The organism is Microbacterium sp. ZKA21 (assembly GCF_050434165.1).
GTDB lineage: Bacteria > Actinomycetota > Actinomycetes > Actinomycetales > Microbacteriaceae > Microbacterium.
Genome location: NZ_JBNPVV010000002.1, coordinates 295,750 through 312,989 on the forward strand (window position 1 = coordinate 295,750; position 17,240 = coordinate 312,989).

General features: G+C 63.6%; 12 protein-coding genes. 5 read left to right on the forward strand and 7 right to left on the reverse strand.

Features of this window, described 5'->3' with window-relative positions; translation table 11 throughout:
• Positions 1–259: 259 nt before the first annotated feature.
• The 5 genes from M2317_RS05620 to M2317_RS05640 all read right to left on the reverse strand — a co-directional run bounded on the left by M2317_RS05620 (position 260) and on the right by M2317_RS05640 (position 12,617).
• Positions 260–2,278, reverse strand: coding sequence for an AAA family ATPase (locus M2317_RS05620; protein WP_429458147.1), 2,019 nt, complete (start codon positions 2,276–2,278; stop codon positions 260–262).
• A 69-nt stretch (positions 2,279–2,347) separates the two neighbouring features.
• Positions 2,348–5,716 carry a DUF499 domain-containing protein gene (locus M2317_RS05625; protein WP_429458149.1) on the reverse strand — a complete coding sequence of 1,123 codons (3,369 nt, stop codon included), beginning with the start codon at positions 5,714–5,716 and terminating at the stop codon, positions 2,348–2,350.
• A gap of 29 nt (positions 5,717–5,745) precedes the next feature.
• On the reverse strand, positions 5,746–8,523 hold the full coding sequence (locus tag M2317_RS05630) for a DUF1156 domain-containing protein (RefSeq protein ID WP_429458151.1): 2,778 nt from the start codon (positions 8,521–8,523) through the stop codon (positions 5,746–5,748).
• Between the two features lie 43 nt (positions 8,524–8,566).
• Positions 8,567–12,154 (reverse strand): helicase-related protein, encoded by a 3,588-nt coding sequence (locus M2317_RS05635; RefSeq protein WP_429458152.1) that lies wholly within the window; start codon positions 12,152–12,154, stop codon positions 8,567–8,569.
• Between the two features lie 73 nt (positions 12,155–12,227).
• Positions 12,228–12,617 carry a helix-turn-helix domain-containing protein gene (locus M2317_RS05640; RefSeq protein ID WP_429458154.1) on the reverse strand — a complete coding sequence of 130 codons (390 nt, stop codon included), beginning with the start codon at positions 12,615–12,617 and terminating at the stop codon, positions 12,228–12,230.
• Here M2317_RS05640 and M2317_RS05645 point away from each other — a divergent pair.
• The 4 genes from M2317_RS05645 (at position 12,576) to M2317_RS05660 (ending at position 14,529) form a co-directional block, all read left to right on the forward strand.
• On the forward strand, positions 12,576–12,782 hold the full coding sequence (locus M2317_RS05645; protein WP_429458155.1) for a hypothetical protein: 207 nt from the start codon (positions 12,576–12,578) through the stop codon (positions 12,780–12,782). The genes M2317_RS05640 and M2317_RS05645 overlap by 42 nt on opposite strands.
• A gap of 115 nt (positions 12,783–12,897) precedes the next feature.
• Positions 12,898–13,275 (forward strand): DUF3052 family protein, encoded by a 378-nt coding sequence (locus M2317_RS05650; protein WP_429458157.1) that lies wholly within the window; start codon positions 12,898–12,900, stop codon positions 13,273–13,275.
• A gap of 14 nt (positions 13,276–13,289) precedes the next feature.
• Positions 13,290–13,913 (forward strand): DUF3841 domain-containing protein, encoded by a 624-nt coding sequence (locus M2317_RS05655; RefSeq protein WP_429458159.1) that lies wholly within the window; start codon positions 13,290–13,292, stop codon positions 13,911–13,913.
• Positions 13,914–14,172: 259 nt separating this feature from the next.
• The gene (locus tag M2317_RS05660) at positions 14,173–14,529 is read left to right on the forward strand and encodes a DUF898 family protein (RefSeq protein WP_429458160.1); all 357 of its coding nucleotides are present in this window, start codon (positions 14,173–14,175) and stop codon (positions 14,527–14,529) included.
• Positions 14,530–14,583: 54 nt separating this feature from the next.
• Here the strand turns inward: M2317_RS05660 and M2317_RS05665 are convergent, their stop codons facing one another.
• Positions 14,584–15,033 (reverse strand): TA system VapC family ribonuclease toxin, encoded by a 450-nt coding sequence (locus M2317_RS05665; protein WP_429458162.1) that lies wholly within the window; start codon positions 15,031–15,033, stop codon positions 14,584–14,586.
• Complete coding sequence (locus M2317_RS05670; protein WP_429458164.1) at positions 15,030–15,266, reverse strand: CopG family transcriptional regulator; 237 nt, start codon at positions 15,264–15,266, stop codon at positions 15,030–15,032. The genes M2317_RS05665 and M2317_RS05670 overlap by 4 nt, the downstream gene beginning before the upstream one ends.
• Positions 15,267–15,417: 151 nt before the next feature.
• Between M2317_RS05670 and M2317_RS05675 the strand changes: the two genes are divergently transcribed.
• Entirely contained in the window at positions 15,418–17,013 is a 1,596-nt protein-coding gene (locus M2317_RS05675; protein WP_429458166.1) for a DUF222 domain-containing protein, read from the forward strand.
• Positions 17,014–17,240 lie beyond the last annotated feature (227 nt).

Below are 17,240 nucleotides of genomic sequence, written 5' to 3' on the forward strand. Positions count from 1 at the left end.
GAGACGCTGCGGAGCAGCTGGTCAAGTCGCGGCAGCGCGTCTCGGATCACGGTGAGGTTTTCACGCCGCGGTGGCTCGTCGACGACATGCTCGACCTGGTCAAGTCGGAGACCGAGCGGATCGATTCCCGCTTTCTGGAGCCAGCCTTTATGTGCAAGTCGGGTGTCTCACGAGACATCAGGCGGTATCCGCTGGGGCGCTTCGGCCTGACAGCGTAGACCTTTCGGTCTCAGTTCGCGACCAACGGTCCGGTCTGGGATTAAGCGAGCGCCTTGTTGACCGCAGTCGACAGCGAATGCCACGCTTCAAGTTCCGAAGGATCGAGCGCTTCCGTTCCGTTCGCGCTCAACCACTTCGCGAAGGCGCGCGCGAGTTTCCACTTGGACGCTCCCGGATGCTCGGCGACGAGGATCTCCATCAGAGGACGAGTCGGCTGGCTTCGGACGGTCGCGACGCTGTCCCACCCGAGATCGTCTCGAGCAATCTGAGCCAGAGTCTGACGCAGCAGGTCCTCGATCTCTGCACGTTGCACGCCGGTGATGTGGTCGCCAGTTCGGAGGATCCTCTTCGTGCTCAGAAGTTGCCACAGTGCTTCCTGCTCTGCAGCCAGATCGCCGGCAGAATCCGAGTCCAAGAGTGCAGCCACCTTGAGGCTCTGGCTGGTGAGGATCGTGCTGTAGTAAACGACCTTGCTTGCGCTTCCGGCGGGAACGATTGCGATGTCGTTTTCCAACGCTGGTCCACCGTTCGAGGAGAACGCGGCATCTAGGGCCTCGATGATGAGGAGGTCGGTGATGCCCTCAACCACCAGGTTACGTTGGTGTGTGAACATGCTCTGCGCAAGGTCATAGCCGAGCGCAGCCTGGAGTGGGTAAATCGACTTTGGATCGTCAACAGCCAGGCGAGTGTGGACTTTCGTCCCGACCCTGCGGTCTACCATCTCGACCACCCGAACGAGATCCAGTTCGTCCGCTCCCACCATAAAGGGTGAGTGCGTCGTGTAGATGATCTGGTTCCCCTCGGCCAGAGCGGACACGGTCTTGCGGAACTCCTGCTGTTTGAGCGCGTGAAGGCTGAGCCCGGGCTCATCGAGGAGCAGGATCGCGTTCCGGAGATCGTCTTTGGCTTGAGCATGGAAGACGACGAAGAACGATACGAGCCAGCGGAAGCCCTCACTTCGCTGGTCGAGTTCGACTGGAATCCCGAGCTCATCCTCTACGAGCGTTTGAAGGTACTGGCCGTCGACATCGAGCCGGAGTGTGAGGGAGTCATCGTTCCATACGCGGCGAATCTCGGCGGTCAGACGTGCGCCAGCAGTCTGCAGCGCGCGTTTACGCTCCGTGATCCGGCGTTCATGCGCGGCGAGCTCAGTCTTGTACCGCTCTTGCTCCTGGACATCGGTGTCGTAGTAGGCCCCTTTCACAGGAGCCTCCGAGTCCATATCCGACAGTTCGCGGGCAGTAAAGCCGAGGAACTTCAGCAGTTGCAGATTGCCGAAGTCGTAATCGAGGTCAATCTCGCCTGACTCTTCCCGTTCCGCGAGGCGGTTCAGGTGGATTCGTGGGCGCACCGAGAAGTAGGAGGAGAAGTAGACGAATGGTGGCAACTTTGACAGAAGGTGCTTGCCAATCTTGTCTCGTTGCGTCGCCTCTTTGACTACGGAGTCCAGCGCATCCCAGTACCCTTCGGCAGCAGAGCCGTCCGCGAACAACGGCAATAGCGCATCCAGGTGGCCGAGGAGTTCTTTCGCGATCTCACCACTGATCGAATCGTCTTGGCTGAGGCCTGCCCTCCAGTCGGTCAGCGCCTGAGCGGCGCCCTTTGCGTCTTCGCTCGACTGCTTAGACATTGCGCTGGTGAGGCGAACGATGCTCTTGTCTATGTCTCCGAGCGAGGGGGACGGTTGCAGACCCGTGACACGGTAGGTGCGCTTGCCGCTGAGCCACGCCGTCATCTCAAATCGGATGTCGGCGACATTCGTGAGAGCAAGGCCCTCGAGATCGGTCGCGTCGGGCACCAGCACGACCTTCGCGACCGCCATCTGCTCGCGATCTAGATTCCCGCGTCGGATGTCATCAACCATCGGCGCGGGAGCGTCAAAGAGCCAGTCAATCTTAGGAGTGTCGGGCGTCGGGCTGACGAGCTGAATCGCCTTCAACAGCGCAGTCTTACCTGCTTCGTTGATCCCGACCAGGATTGTCTTGTCAGTTTCAACGCTGAACTCTCCGCTGTCGACGATGCAGCGATAGTTGGTTGCAACTGCTGATTCGATCCTCATCCTCGAGGCTCCTTCCACCTTGATACGGATCCGACGCACGCTTCACGCACGGCGGACTGCTTGCATTGACTAGTTCTCGAAGCCCGAGCTGGCGTCGAACTTCAGGACGCGCGCATTCTCGGAGATCGTGCGCACCTCGCCCTCGTCGAAGCCATCACTCTTGATCGCCTGGATGTCGATCGTGATCTCGAGTTTTGCGCCTGCGCCGACCAACCGATCGATGACCTCGCGGGTTACGTTGCCGATATCCCGTGAGTACCGAGTTGGATCCACCTTCACGGAACCGAAGTAGCGAACGGGACTCCGAGCGGCGTCCAGGGCAGGGGGTACAACCTCGATTGTGACGTCGACATCGGGACTCGGTGTCACGAAGTCGACCGGACCGATGGGTTCAGTTCCTTCACCGGCTGCTTCAGCCGCAGCTCGCCGAGCGGCCTCGGCGCGCTCCGCTTGCGCTTGCTGCTCAGCCAAACTCCAGTCAACGAGCATCGTGCTATCGGTGATCTGAAGTGCCGCCTTGTGATCGGGTGGGACGATGAGCCCACGGTAACGACCTGTCTCTGGGTCCCTGCCGGATGCGATTGCAAAACGCTCACGGTCAACCAGAACTGCGTTGAGCGCGCGCTCGAGGGCAGAATCAAGCACTTCGCGACTGGTAAGACGCGGCAGGTAGACGTAGCGGGTGAAGTACCCCCAGAGTTCACCGACGCTCATTTCCCGGGCGCTGGACCACAGCGTTCCCAACTCCTCATGCAGGGTCGCGCCGAGAATCGGAGCGCCGAGCTCGGTGACGAGCTGATCGTCACGCCCGAGCTTCGCACCTACGCGCTCGGCCAGGGAACGGCCAGCGGAGTCAGGCACCTTCTCGCTCACAACCTCGAAGGGTTTGGTCGGGTCGAATTGTTCCGGGTACAACGCCCACGCGAAGGTCTCACGGATCCGGTCCGACACCGTCTGATTGAGTCGAGTCACCCACTCGTCCGTCTGCTTACGCTGCTGCGTCGAGAGGTTGAGCGAGTCGCTCGTCGCCTGCACTCGCTTCCATCCGAGGTAGCTGCGAGTCGCGGCCTCCAGACTCTCCAACTCGCTTTTGTCCGCCATCAAGAACACTAGTGTGTTCCGGTGGACACGCTGGCTCGCGCCCTTCGATTCGATCGCATCGCGTACCCACTTATGCGCTGCGGAATCGCTTCCGTCTTGCTTACGGCGTGAATGACGCGGATGGACGATCACGAGGCGCGTGTTCTCGAGGTCGGGAATGTCGGCGCTCGACTCAGGCGCGACGTGAACTCGATCGAAAACCCCGCGGGCGCGCTCCTCGCCGCGCAGCCGCTGAACGATCTCGTTCCACACGGTCTCGACGTCTTCACGGAGGCGCTCTGCGTAGTCGCTCGCGGTCTTGGTGACCGACGGCTGGGTGTCGAACCAGTAGTGTCCCTGCTCCTCGTAGAAGTAGGTCGACCGTTGGGCGAGCTGGTCGATGGCGCTGCCGAAGTTGCCGAGCGTGTCACCGGGAGCCGCGGTTCCGAGCCAGACGTATTGCTTGTCCAAGCCCTTCCGGGACGCCTTGATCCGTGGGGCAGCCCCCATAAAGATCGTTCGCGCGATCCGCTGCGTCACGAACCGCTGCCCAAGATTGGGGCGGTCCAGGTCGATTTGCTGCGCCATGGACCCCGGACCGTCGATGTCCGAGTCGATGATCGGCTTCCACTGGTCCTCGAGGTATTGGGTGAGGTCGGTGTTGACGGTCGTTGCCTCCAGCGGCACGTTGCCGGGGAGGATTAGCGGCGACGTGTCGTTGGAAGCCCAGAGCTCGTGCACGATGGATGATACGAGCTTGAGCACGCCGCGGGTGCGCTGGAAGCGCTCCAAAGTGGACCAGTCTTCGTACAGGCGGTCAAGCAGCTCCGGGTGCAGCGGATACGACGCCCGGATGCGCTGCTCGTAGTCGTCGCTCGGGGCTGCGGCATCTCGGGGGAACAGGGCGGTGTTGCTCCTGTACAGCGTGACGAAGCTGCGCGCCACGGCAGAGATCGTAGTCAGCCCCTCCGCGTTCGGCGCCTGGAACAGTCGGCGGCGCACAATCTCGAAGGACTCGTCCTTGCTCGACGATCGCCACTGATCGGCGACACGGCGGATCACATTTTGCAACCGTTCCAGCGCAAGCTGACCGTTCGCGCCACCGATCTCGATGTCACTTCCGCTGCCTGCTTCGCCCGTGTCGGATGCCGGGATCGAGACAACGAGCATCGCGCCCGGCACGGATCGGACGACTTCAGTTAGCGACTGGGCGAACGTAAACTGCGTCTCGAACGAGCCCGCTGGGAGTTCCTTATCCGTGACAAGCTGCCGGGCATACGCGACCCACTCGTCGATCAAGATCAGCGCCGGCGAGTACTTCGCGATCAGTGTCCGCAAGGCTTCGCCCGGGTTCGTCCCCGCACGGTCGTCCTCAGCGATGAGGTTGTAGGCTTCGCGGCCGCCGAGCTGCCACGCGAGCTCACCCCAGAGCGTCTGCACCTCGGTCCCGTCTTCCTTGATGAGCGGTGATCCTGCCTTCAAGTACGTACCGACGAGCGCAACGCGCTTCACACCCAGCGTCGCAAAATCCCGGTTCCCCGTCTTGGCGATGAGCTCCTGCAACTCCTGCGGGAAGTCCTTCGCCGGAGTGCCACTGAACAAGTGGAAGAGAGCGAGCATCGAGTGCGTCTTTCCGCCACCGAAGTTCGTCTGCAGGTTGACGACCGGGCTCGCGTTCCCGTCGCCGCCCACGCGTCGGAGCGCGCGCGACAGCAGGTCGCGCAGACCCTCCGTGAGGTACGTGCGTGTGAAGAACTCCACCGGGTCCCCATATTCGGGGCTCGTCGCCTGACCTGTTCGCACGAGATGCAGGTCGGCGGCGAACTCGGATGCCGTGAACTCGCCGCGTGCGACATCATCGTGCGGACGGATCACCTCACGCCAGGGCCGCAATCCTGAACCTGGGTCGAGCGACACCGTCGTCCGCTTGACCTGCTTGCGCGTCTGATCCTCAAAAACCGTTCGTTGCAGGTCGACGCGGAGCTTGCGGACATCTTCGGCGGAGTCGACCGCGCCGACGGCATGTAGCAGTCGCTCGATCGTGTCGAGAGCGCGCGCAGCATCATCCGAGCTGAACGGCTCGTTATGCGCCCAGAGATTGCGCGTCTCGCGGAGCTCGGACCCGAAGCCCTGCTGCGCCCGCGACAGCACGTCCTTGAACCGGTAGCCCTGCTCAGTGATCGCGCGAAGCTGTACCTGCACGTCGTGCTTCGTCAGCGTTCGTGCGGGTCCGCCCCGGCGCTGGGCGTCCTCTTGTGCCCACACGGCGGGCCAATCCGGAGTGCCGTAGGCGGTGGTCATCACTTCGTCGACGGAGTCGAGCAGTCCCTCCGACAACAGATCGAAGGCCTTGCCCACGCGGTCACGGTTATTCATCGCCATCGGACTCAGTCCCCATCCTCATCGAAGTCGAAAGCCTGTTGAACGGCACGTGGAGAATCGGTGTGCTTTCGCGCCTGTTCATTCACGTCTCCCCATGCGCTTACCAACCCGTTGAAGAGGATTGCGTCCTTGGTATCACGCTTCTTCTCAGCCTCACGGAATAACCAGAGTGACATCTGTTTGACTGCCTCGAGGCTCACACGCGCCTGTACATCGGGCAGCAGTCGGGCGACTTTGTCGACACCATCCCGTGCCATCACCGCGGCCAGGCGAACTGTCGCCTCCCAGACGCTGACGCGCTCGTCGGCGGCGACGTCCCACTCGCCTTCAAGCACCGTCGGCGAGAGGAGGCGTGCCCGTCCGCCTTTCGCTTCGAAAATGCCACCCCGCTCAAGTGCACCCAGTGAGGTTCCGGCCGACTGAGCCATTGTTATGGCTGTACCGGAAATCTCGGTGCCCCAGCCGAACTGCCTGTACCATTTCGCCGCGAATCGGGAATCCGGGTCCGAGTCGGAGAGCTCGTCAACGACTTCGTCCAGAATTGCGTTGATTAACTCCAGTGCGTCTCGGACGGACATGTCGGTCCCGTCTGCCTCTCGAACTCGTGAGTAGCGTGAGAAAACTGCGATCCCTGGACCGATCGCAGCCTGGTCGAGGTCGACCGCTGCGATTGAGCCCTGGATGAGGGTGCGGAGCGCATCGGGGAGTTCGGCGCGCAGCGCGGCGGTCAGCGCGCGTCGGGTCGTGGACGGGGCATTCTCGGGTCGGGGCCGACAGGCGAGAACGATGGAGGAAGCGAGCGCGTTGGTGCCGACGCTGATTAGACGGCCCCCACGCTCGCTCCGCATGGGCCACGTAGCTGTGATCTCCCATCCTGCATCGATCAGCCCTCCGAGTAGCGTGTGCCAACCGGTTGAGGATGTGCCAGCGTCACGAGTGTCCTGTTGCTTGTACGCGTAGTAAACCGTTAATGGGATGTCTGGGTTTGCTTCACGACGAATTCTCGCGAAGACAGAATTAAACCCTCTCACGAAGAAGGCTTGGGCTCCGGCCTTCCCATCATGTCGGTACGGATTGGCCACGAGCTCCTCGGCCTTCGGGGTAAGCATCGTGCTGACTGTCTTCGATTGGATGTGCAGTAGCGACCGCCGAAGCCACACGTAGAAGTAGTCAGACAGATCGGAGTACCCGATGTTGTCGTAATACGGCGGGTCCGTCGAGATGGCCAGGCCTTGGTACGTACGCGCTGCTGCATCGGCCTGAATTACCTCGGCCGGCGGATTTGCGGGAGTGTGCGCCACCGCCTTCGCTACCCATTCGACGTTCCCGGCGAATCCACCGGACGAGTCCGAGAACGGATTGACCTCCGCGTAGTCCCACACCATAGGGATCGCCTGGCGGCCAAACACGTTGCGTACCTTCTCGCCTTGCGACTGCCAGCTAGCGAGAGATGATAGCCGGTCGGTTTGGCGACCGACCGCAAGAGCGAGGTACGTGGCAACGGCGTCCGCGTACGCTGCTGCCTCTCGACCACCGTCTTCCAGCCGTTCGCCCGCCGCGATACCCGCTTCAGTCGCGTCGGCGAATACCCGCTGCCGTACCTCGTCAACAAGATCGCTCAGCGTCGTGAGGGCGACAAGCTGGCGATTCGTAAACGCGTCGGCCCAAGTGGGCATTCCGTACATCGGCATGCGATCAACGTCGTGGTTCCGGGTGGGAACTTCCTGGTTCGGCACGTCGACCGGGCGATCAACCACCGCAGCCGCCGCCTGCAGTTCGTCGCCGCTGAAATAGAGTCGGCTTCGGTTCCCCTCCGCGACGACGGCCATCAGGTGCGCTCCAAGACGGTGCGCTTGAGCTTCGGCGCGAATGTACGAGTTGGGAATCACCGTCCCATCGCCCACGGCACGGCCGTTCCCGCCAGCCACAGTTCCGTCTTCGTTCCCTGTCGGCCCTTCGGCATCGTGACGAACTTTGTATCGGACCTCGCCGTTAACGACGGTAGCTTCGATCCAGGCCTCTTTGCCCTTCTTCTTGTTGAGCCACCACGAGCGAACAAGCGGAACCTCAATGGGATTCGCGGGATTGGGGCTCTTGACTGTGCGTGCCCAGATCCAGGCGATCACCGTGTGCTCGCCTCCGTCCGGAGATACGACGCGGGGGTACAAGGCGCCAATGCGCCTGCTGGCTTCCTCGCGCATCCAAGCCCCGTAGCGCTGGACATCTTCAGCAAGGCCCTCCGCCCGCGCCCAAGTATTCCGTGTCTGTGCGGCGTCGGGATACACGGGTTCATGATCCGAGAACCGTGGTGGGATCTCGACTAGCGCCTTGTTGATCAGCACCGCGAGGGGGTTCAGGTCGCTAGCGTGCGCTTGCAATCCGAGTCGTTGCGCTTCGAGAGGGATCGCCCCACCGCCGGCGAATGGATCGAGGACGGCTGGCAGATCACCGTTGTTGCTCTTGCGAATCTCGACTCGCGCCTGACTCAGCAGAGTTTCGTCATTGCTGTTCTCCCAGATGACCAACCGCTCGAGAAGCCGGTGAAGTCGGGCGCGCTCGATATCCTGCGCCTCAACCGTGGGGAACTCTTCGGGTCGCGATGCCGGGTCATCCACTAACTGCGCGAACAGGACAGCGCGTGCGGCCGCCAGGGGGCGCCGTGCCCAATAAAGGTGCATAGTCGAAGGGTGACCGTGCCGGATCGACTTCTCGCGCGATGCCTCGGCATTGATCGCTTCCAGGGGGAGCGAAGTCTCGATGAGTTTCTTCTTGAACGTCGTCATGTGATGTCCTTCGGCGATGCATTGCGGGTCATGGTGTTCTGGGTCATCGCGGCCCCCCGCCGCGGTCCCAGTAGTCGCGCCACTCTTCATTGAGGGAGCGGGTGGTGTCTGAAGGCTCCATGTGATCGAACGCGTCGACCACGTAGCGGATCTGGTCGTAGGCAGGCCCATCGGGCGAGACGCTGACAAGTGAGAGCCTGTGCCGCTCGCCCTGGGTCTGCGCGAAGGTGACCTCGTTCGTGGTAATGGTGAACGTGTCAGAACCTTCGATGCGCCCCTTGACCTCGATATAGAACATGCGACCGTTGACATCCATTGACTGGATGTCGTAGCCGGGGTTGTTGCGAGCCATCTCGAGTGGTTTGCGACCGAGTTCTCGCTCAGCTGCGAGCGTTGCCTCGACTGCGCGGCGCTCCACCTCCTCCGTGTTCCGGGCGAACAATGCCGGATGCTGCTCCTTCGTCACAAGCATGCTGCTGGGCACCACGAGAGCCATTCCGAGGATCACGGACGGGATGGCGACGACATTGGTGGCTTCGTCGAGCTCGCGCATCCGCCGTTCGAGCCGCTCATCGAGTTGGCGCGAACGCACGAGTGCAGTCTCGGCCCGAAGACGCCCGACCGTCCCGCCACGCTCAAGCGCATCGAGACGGTTGTGCTCTCGATCCCAGTGGTTGATCTCGGCGAGTAGCCGCTCTTGCACCTGGGCGCGAGTTCGAGCGGTCTCGATCTCCAACCGTGCCCTCACCTCGTCGATCCGGGGCTGGAGGCCGTGTCGGAACGCCTGGGCACGGATGAGTTTCTCGTGGTTCGCCTTTGCCCAGTCGCTCGCCACGATCTCGTGGAGATGCGAATCTTCCTCGGGCTGGGGCCGGTCGTAGTCGAGGTACGGCGGAGCCGGCGAGACGGTGACTGTGCCGTCGCTCGAGTACTGCGGATAGTCAAAGTGGTGCGAGATTGTATCGGGCTCAGACGCGGTGTTCTGGATCCGCTGCTCAACCGCGTACATCAGGGCTGGCTCAGTTGCTTGCTTGTCTCTTCGGTCGACGAGGACGGTGCCGCGCTTAAGGACGCTACCGAGGTCGTCGATCGTCGTTTCGATTACCGCGTGAAGTAGAGGGTGGCCCGGGGCGATAAGAGCCGCCTCCACCTTGCCGTCGACGCGCTTCTTGTCGAGTTCGAAGGTGATCCGCTCGTATTGCTCTGTGACCGGCGCCCACCTGTTCAACCTCCGCGCGGAGTCGACGACGCGGCTGGGGACGCGGGTGATCTCGTAGCGACCCTTTTCTCGGCGGCGGATCCTGCCGCCGAGTCGTTCGAGGGCTGGGATGAAGAACGCGGCAATGTAGCCGGGCTGGAGTTTGCGTTCGCGCGCTTTCTCCATGCGGGCTCGGACTTCTTCGAGGTTCAGGGCGCTGAACATTTCGGGGTGAAGGGCGCGCTCTTCGAGCATGTCGTCGAGCCCGTGCGAGACGCTGGCGTCAATGATGTGGTCGAGTTTCGCCTTGGTTTCGGGGCGGTCGCCGTATCGGATCGCCTCGATCAACAGGTCTCTCAGGGAGCGCTCCTGGAAGGCGTCAGCGTCGCCGAGGACGTTGAACAGGCTTCCGTTGTAGGCGATCGACATTTGGTCGATCTTCGAGAGCAGCCGAGCGAAGACATCGCCTTCGCGGGTGTCTTTCGCGACCATGTTCCAGAGGTGGCAGACCTCCCGCTGACCGATGCGGTGGATACGCCCGAAGCGCTGCTCGATACGGTTCGGGTTCCAGGGCAGGTCGTAGTTCACCATCAGGTGCGCACGCTGAAGGTTGAGCCCCTCGCCCGCAGCATCGGTGGCGAGCATGACGACGGTGTCCGGATCATGGGTGAACTGCTCGCGTGCTACCTTGCGATCCTCGCGCCTGGTCCCGCCATGGATCGTAATCACTGCATCGGCACGCCCGAGAAGCGAGGAAATCTTCGCCTGGAGGTAGTCGAGTGTGTCTCGATGCTCCGTGAAGATGATGATCTTCCGCGGTTCGCCCGAGCTCGCGTGCGTGAGCAGCTGTTCATCGAGGATCGCGCGCAGCTCGACCCACTTCTTGTCGTCGTCTTGGAGACGCACGCGACGCGCTGTGCGAATGAGGTCTTCAAGTATCGCGATCTCGGCGCGCAGCTCCGGGATTGTCTGGGCTGCCGTCGCGAGGTCGACGACCGCCTCAACTTGCTCCTCGAATCGGGCGCGTTCGTCTTCGGTGGTCTCGTCGTCGAGCTCTTCGAAGTCGCCGATAGACAGGTTCGGGAGTGCTGTCTCGGCGAAGTCCGGTTCTGTGCGACCAGTAGTCCACTGATCGATGTGCGAGGAGATGGTGGAGCTGTTTCGGGCTGCGTCGGTTGCTCGCTGCATATCCCGTAGCTTCGTTTCCAGTCGCTGCTGGCGGCGTTCGAGGGAGCGCAGGATCGCCTCGGGGCTGGATGCGAGTCGGCGCTGGAGCACGGTGAGAGCGAAGCCGACGTTGTTGCCACGTTTCTTGTCGCCTTCGGCTGCGATGCGCTCGGCGCGTCCCATCTCGGTGCGGACGTAGTTCGTGACCTGCTCATAGAGGTCTCGTTCGGCGGGGCTGAGCTCATACTCGACGGTGTAGGCACGGCGCTCAGGGAACAGCGGCTTGCCCTCGAAGGTGAGGAGATCCTCCTTCACCATGCGCCGCATCAGTCCGTTGGTATCGGTGCGGTGCACGCCTTGGCGGAACTGGCCTTCGAACCTGTCTCGGTCGAGAAGTGACATGAACAGCTGGAAGTCCTCTTCCTTGCCGGCATGCGGGGTCGCCGTCATGAGCAGGAAGTTGTGTGCGGTCTCAGACAACAGGCGGCCGAGACGGAAGCGCTTGGTCTCGTCGACTTCTCCAGCCCACGACGAGTAATGGGCAGACATTCGGTGAGCCTCGTCGACGATCGCGACATCCCATCTCACGTCCGACAGCTGTTCCATGAGATCTTCGCTTCGCGAGGCCTGATCCATCCGCACGATCAGGTACGGATGCAGGTCGAACACGTTGCGGCCTTCGGCATCATCGACCATCTGGCGGCTGAAGACCTCGAAGCGAAGGTCGAACTTCTGGGAAAGCTCTTCGCGCCACTGCTCGACGAGGCCACCCGGAGCGACGATGATGGCCCGCTCGCAGTCGGACCGCAAGATCAGCTCTTTGAGGTAGAGCCCGGCCATGATCGTCTTACCCGCGCCGGGGTCGTCGGCAAGAAGGAATCGCAGAGGGATCCGTGGCAGCAGCTCCTCGTAGACTGCGCGGATCTGGTGCGGCAACGGGTCAACGTCGGAGCTGTTGACCGCAGCCATTGGGTCGTAGAGAGCTGCGTACTTGATCCGCAACGCCTCGGCAGCCAGACGGAACTCGTCGGGGTCTCCGTCGAACGGGGGCGCTTCGTCACGCTCCCGCGCCAACTCGAGTCGAGCGATATCGACGTCAGTCACAGTTCGGGCGCCGCCCCGACCCGAGTCGTCACGGTAGAAGATCTCGAACAGAGAAGCATCGATCGCGTCGACCGCGATCAGCGTGACTGCGCCACCGGGAACGAGCCCGCGGATGCGCTGGCCGGCACGCAACGCCGCTGGCGTCATCGTGGCTTCATCCACTTCGCTCCTCCTCCGATTTTGGGCAAGTCGATCAGGATACGTCTGGCCGCCGACATTGCGGCGACGAGTACGACTACTCGGCCGATGCGGCGTCTCCACGGCGCACCCAATCGTCAACCTCACTCGTCTGGAACTTCCAAAGGCGACCGACCTTGTGAGCTGGCATCCCCTTGTCGGAGATCCAGGCATAGATCGTGTCCTTGGTCACGCCCAGGTAGTCCGCGATGTCGTCGGCAGACAGCCATGGTTCAGGCATGCGGACTCCTCGAAGCAAGTAGAACCGGATCTTTCCGGATATGTCCGAGACTAGCGGGTCGACGCGGCGCCGATGTGAGAGCAGCGCGACGGAAAATTCGGGATCGACGTCGACAGCGGCAATCCTCGCTTCGTGATGCTCGGGGCACAGCGTCGACACCCAGAGATGGATTACGTACTGAGCGCCGTCGGTGAGCCCGACAGCCATTTCTGGGCGTTGACGCGCGATGGTCAAGCGGTCGCCGTGGTCTCCATCGAAGGGCGGTTCCACCGGCCTGGAAAGCCAGTTGTCGATCTTGCGCAGGCATACGTGAAACACCACTGTCGGCTGCGCCCGATGACCGTGGCCCTACTCAGCGACTGGCTCGAGTGAACTGCGTCGAGCCCCTCGCCTGACTGTCATGCAAGAACGCCAGGCGCCAATCCGGCGTGCGACACTGACTGCTGAAGCCGCACACCACAACATCCCTCCGCGAGGAGAACGAGAAATGCCCCGCGCCACCGCCGAGAGGCTCCAGATCAAGTCCGGCACCGAACTGCTGTTCGGCCCGTCAACACCCGAGCAGCGCGCGCTGCTCGATCCGCTCCCTGCGGGCGTGACCGTCGTCAACGGCATCCATCGCGACACCGCGGACGTGGCGGTCATGTTCGCGAGCGATCGTGACGAGCTCGACGCGCTGCTGAGCGAGGTGCTCCCGTTGCTTTCGACACCTCGTGCCGTCTGGATCGGGTACCCCAAGGGCAACAAAGCAGGTATCAATCGCGACGGCATCTGGCAGCGCGTGGAAGAAGTCGGCTGGACGCTCAACGCCAACATCTCGCTGTTGGACGTGTGGTCGTCGGTGCGCCTCAAGCGCGTCGGCTGAAGCGAGGAGTGTCGGTGCCCACCGGCATCCTTCTTCTCATGCCGCCCTTCCCGATCCGCACCGCGGCCCCGGCGCTCGCCGTCCCGCCTGGTCGTCTCGGTTACGACCTGGATGCTGAGACGATGCTGCTCCACAGCATCCAGTCGGCGGAAGCGTTCGACGTCCTCCTCGAGACCGGAGTGCTGCGCGCCGACCCGACTCTTGCCGACTCGCCCTGGCCCGAGGCATACGAGTGGATGAACCGGATGATGGCCGAGCGGCTGCCGACCTCGGGCGATGCGGCGCTGTGGCTCTGGGTGCGCATCCGGAGGCGCCACCTGGTCGCGCTCTGCCGACGCGCCCGCGGCGAAGTTCTGCTCACGTGCCGCATCCCGCGCGGGCGCGTGCTCGTGTCGCACTTCGGGGAATGGCACGTGGCGCTCAATTCCGGGCTTTCTGTGCCGCAGCATCCGGGGGAGTCGGAAGACGAATACGACAAGCGCAACGATCGCGAGTTCGACGACTTCGCGGATCGTGTGGATGCCGCAGGGGCGCGGAACTCCCCGCTAGGCGATTGGCCGTTCGAGCTGCGCACCGAACTCGAGCGCTCCTGGGAGTGCATCCTTGACCGGACCCTGTTCCCGAAGACCGATCACTGACAGGCCACGGTGCATGAGATCCGCGCGGAGGATGTCGTAGGGGCGGTCCGGATCGCGTGAGCTACGCCGCGGGCGATCGCCGAAGCCAGGATCGAGGATGCAGTTGTCCAACAGGCTGTTGGCCAATCGCCCCGTTGGGAGATTCGTGGCTTCGGAGCGCTTGCAATAAGCCAGCCGGTGTCCGACGTTTCCGCTAGCGTCGGCAGCGCATGATCTCAGCATCCTCGGCTCCGAGGGCACCAAACACGAAGGGCTCCACATGGCGACCAGCGCACCCGAACCTCTCGCGACAGGACGCCTGCCGCAGCTGAATTGGGGCTTCGATGGCGGGGCCGGCACCTGGATCGGTGTCCAGATCGGCGGATTCCTCATCACGGTGCTCACGCTCGGGATCTGCTACCCCTGGGCCGTCGTGATGACCTACCGCTGGAAGACCAAGCACACCTTCATCAACGGGCAGCGCCTGCGCTTCACGGGAACGGCGCCGCGCCTGTTCGGGATGTGGATCAAGTGGTTCCTGCTGTGCATCATCACGCTCGGCATCTACAGCTTCTGGGTCTATCCGCGCCTCACGAAGTGGATCGTCGAGCACCAGGAAATCGACCCCGTCGGCTGAGGCTCCAACGCGGCACAGCGTTCCGTCGTCACCGATCAGGCCGCCTAATCGGGCTCACCGACCCGCGGCATCCGCTCCGGGGTCGAACCATTTCAATCCCGAGAACCGGGCGAAGCCGCGGTCTCTCGTCGCCAGCCGGGCACCGCTCGCGAGACACAGCGCTGCGATATGGGCATCGGGCACGAGATTGCCGCGGACCCCGGCATCCGACCGGGCAAGGTGCTCGAACGCGTCCCAAGCGGGCGAGCCCTGTCGGAGCCACTCGGAACCGGGCGCGTCGATCAACTGCCTGGCGAAAGCGAGCGCATCCGCAGGCGGGGTCGGCTCGGCGAAGATGCGTGGATGCGTCACGACGCGCACGAACCCGCTCAGGATGGTATCCGCGACACCCACGCGGTCTGTCTGCAGAGCGCCGTTGAGCCAATCGGCGTAGGCGGTGTGTCCGGGAGAATCCGCGCGGAACGCGTAGATCAGCACATTCACGTCGGGGACGAAGAGTGTCATGCGGACTTGTCCAGCGCGTCCCAGACGGCATCCTTGTCGTCGAGGTCGACGAGCGCTCCCGGGATCTTCGGCGTATGCGTCGGCAGCGGATGCGCGCCCGGCACCGGCTCCTCGCGGGCGAGGTAGTCGCGCAGGGCGTCCTCGAGGAAGCTCGTGAACGTCCGCCCTTCGGATGCCGCGCGCGCCTTCGCCGCTCGCGCGAGCGAGTCGGAGAGGTTGAGCGTGGTCCGCATGCAGATCAGCATACGCTCACGGGCAGATATCTGCATCCAATGTCGGAGGCCAGTGCGACCATGAACTATGGCAGTTTTCACCGAGGTTGCGGCCCTGATTCCCACGCTGCGTGGGCGTCTCGCCCCGGCCTGCGGTGATGATCTTCCGGCGGTGCTTTCAGCCCTTTCGGATGCTGAGATCCTCACGGTCTTCGAAGAATCAGCCGAGCTGGCGAAGCAGGTCGAGCAGATCAAGCTGCTCGCCATCGGAGCGGTCGCGGTGCGCTCGAAGCGCGCGCGGGGGCATGCCGGACTCGCGCAGTCGCGCGGCCGGCGCTCGGCCGTCGATCTCGTGCAGAAGGTGACGGGGTCGACGAAGGGCGAGGCCGCCAGAGAGGTGCGCGTCGGGCAGGCGCTGATCGAAGCGGCGGACGAGAGCGCAGCCGCCGAGGCGGGCGGCGAGCTGGACGGCTCAGACAGGCGGCTGGATGGGGCGGGCGCCGGCTTCGGCGGGACGGAAGGCGGCGAGGGGCCGCCATGGCGCGGGGGCGACGGCGGGTTCGACTTCGGCGATGACGGCAGCGATTCGGACAGCGCCGGCTCAAGCGTCGGTGGCGCCGGCGGTTCCGAGAGCCCCGGGGCAGGCGATGAGGGCCCGTCCGAATCCGCGGGGGAGCAGGAGGCATCGACCAGGTCGCGGCCGTGGCAGGCTTGCCTGCACGCCGCATTGCAGGCGGGACGCATCACCTCCACGCAATTCGATGTGATCCGCAGTGGACTCGCCGAGCCGCCGGAGACGGATGACGACGAGGCCGCGACAGCCGCTCGCGAAGCATGGCGGTGCGCCGCCGAGCAGCTGATCGCCGAAGCGAGCGAGCGCACGGTGGAAGAACTGCGCACCGCCGCTCGCTCGGTGCGTGACATCCTCGACCCGGAAGGCGCCCTGGAGCGGTATCGGGTGCAGTTCGAGGCCCGGTCGTTCCGCACGTACCGGGACTCGTTCGGTCGCAAGCACGGGCACTTCGTGTTCGACGAAGAGAGCGGTGCGTTCGTCGACAGCGCGCTGGCGTCTGCACTGCGACCGCGTCGCGGTGGACCGCGGTTCGTCGACTCGGCGGAGAAGGAGCAGGCGGCACGGCTCGTGGACGATCCACGCACCAACGATCAGCTCGCCTTCGATCTCGTCATGGACGCGCTGCGCGCCGGGGTGCTCGCCGAACCCGAGACCGTGTTCGGCACGCGGCAGGCCGGAGTGCGGCTCGTGCAGACGGTCGACCAGTCGGGCAAGCGATCGGGCACGGTGCTGACAGAGGACGGACTCCTCGCGTTCCCGGCCGCGGTCGCCGACCAGCGCATCTGCGAGAGCGGGGCCGTCACCGTGACGGTGGACTCCTGCGGAAACCCGCTCGACGTCGGACGAGAGCGTCGGCTGTTCACGCCGGCTCAGCGCGTCGCGCTGGCCATCAGGGATGGCGGATGCCGCGTGCCCGGCTGCGATCGGCCGGCATCGTATTGCGAGGCGCATCACATCGATGAATGGTCAGGCGGCGGATGCACCGACATCGATCGCGGGATACTGCTGTGCCGCTTCCACCATATGAACCTGCACGACGGCGGGTGGTGGATCACGCGCGAGGGCAAGGGCGACTTCGTGCTCCATGACCCCGGCGGCGAGACACTCGTCCTGAAACCGAGAGCCGTCCTGCTCTACACGTGGGGCGCGCTCGGAGTCGATCCGCCTCCGAAACGGTTCCGACCGGCGGCGTGATCCTCGCCGGATGAATATCAGTCGACGTTCGACGTTCGACGAGCGTCTTGTGCTCGCGTGGCATGAGGCGGAGACTGGTGCCGAGCCACCGCCCCCTGTGTCTCGACGTTGAGAGTCCATTGGATCTCACTGACCACGGCGCGGTGGCTCCTTCACGTCAGCGACGCACCTGAGCTTTTACGACCTGTGCGCCCACGTCCGCACACCGTGCATGCGTGCATCACCGG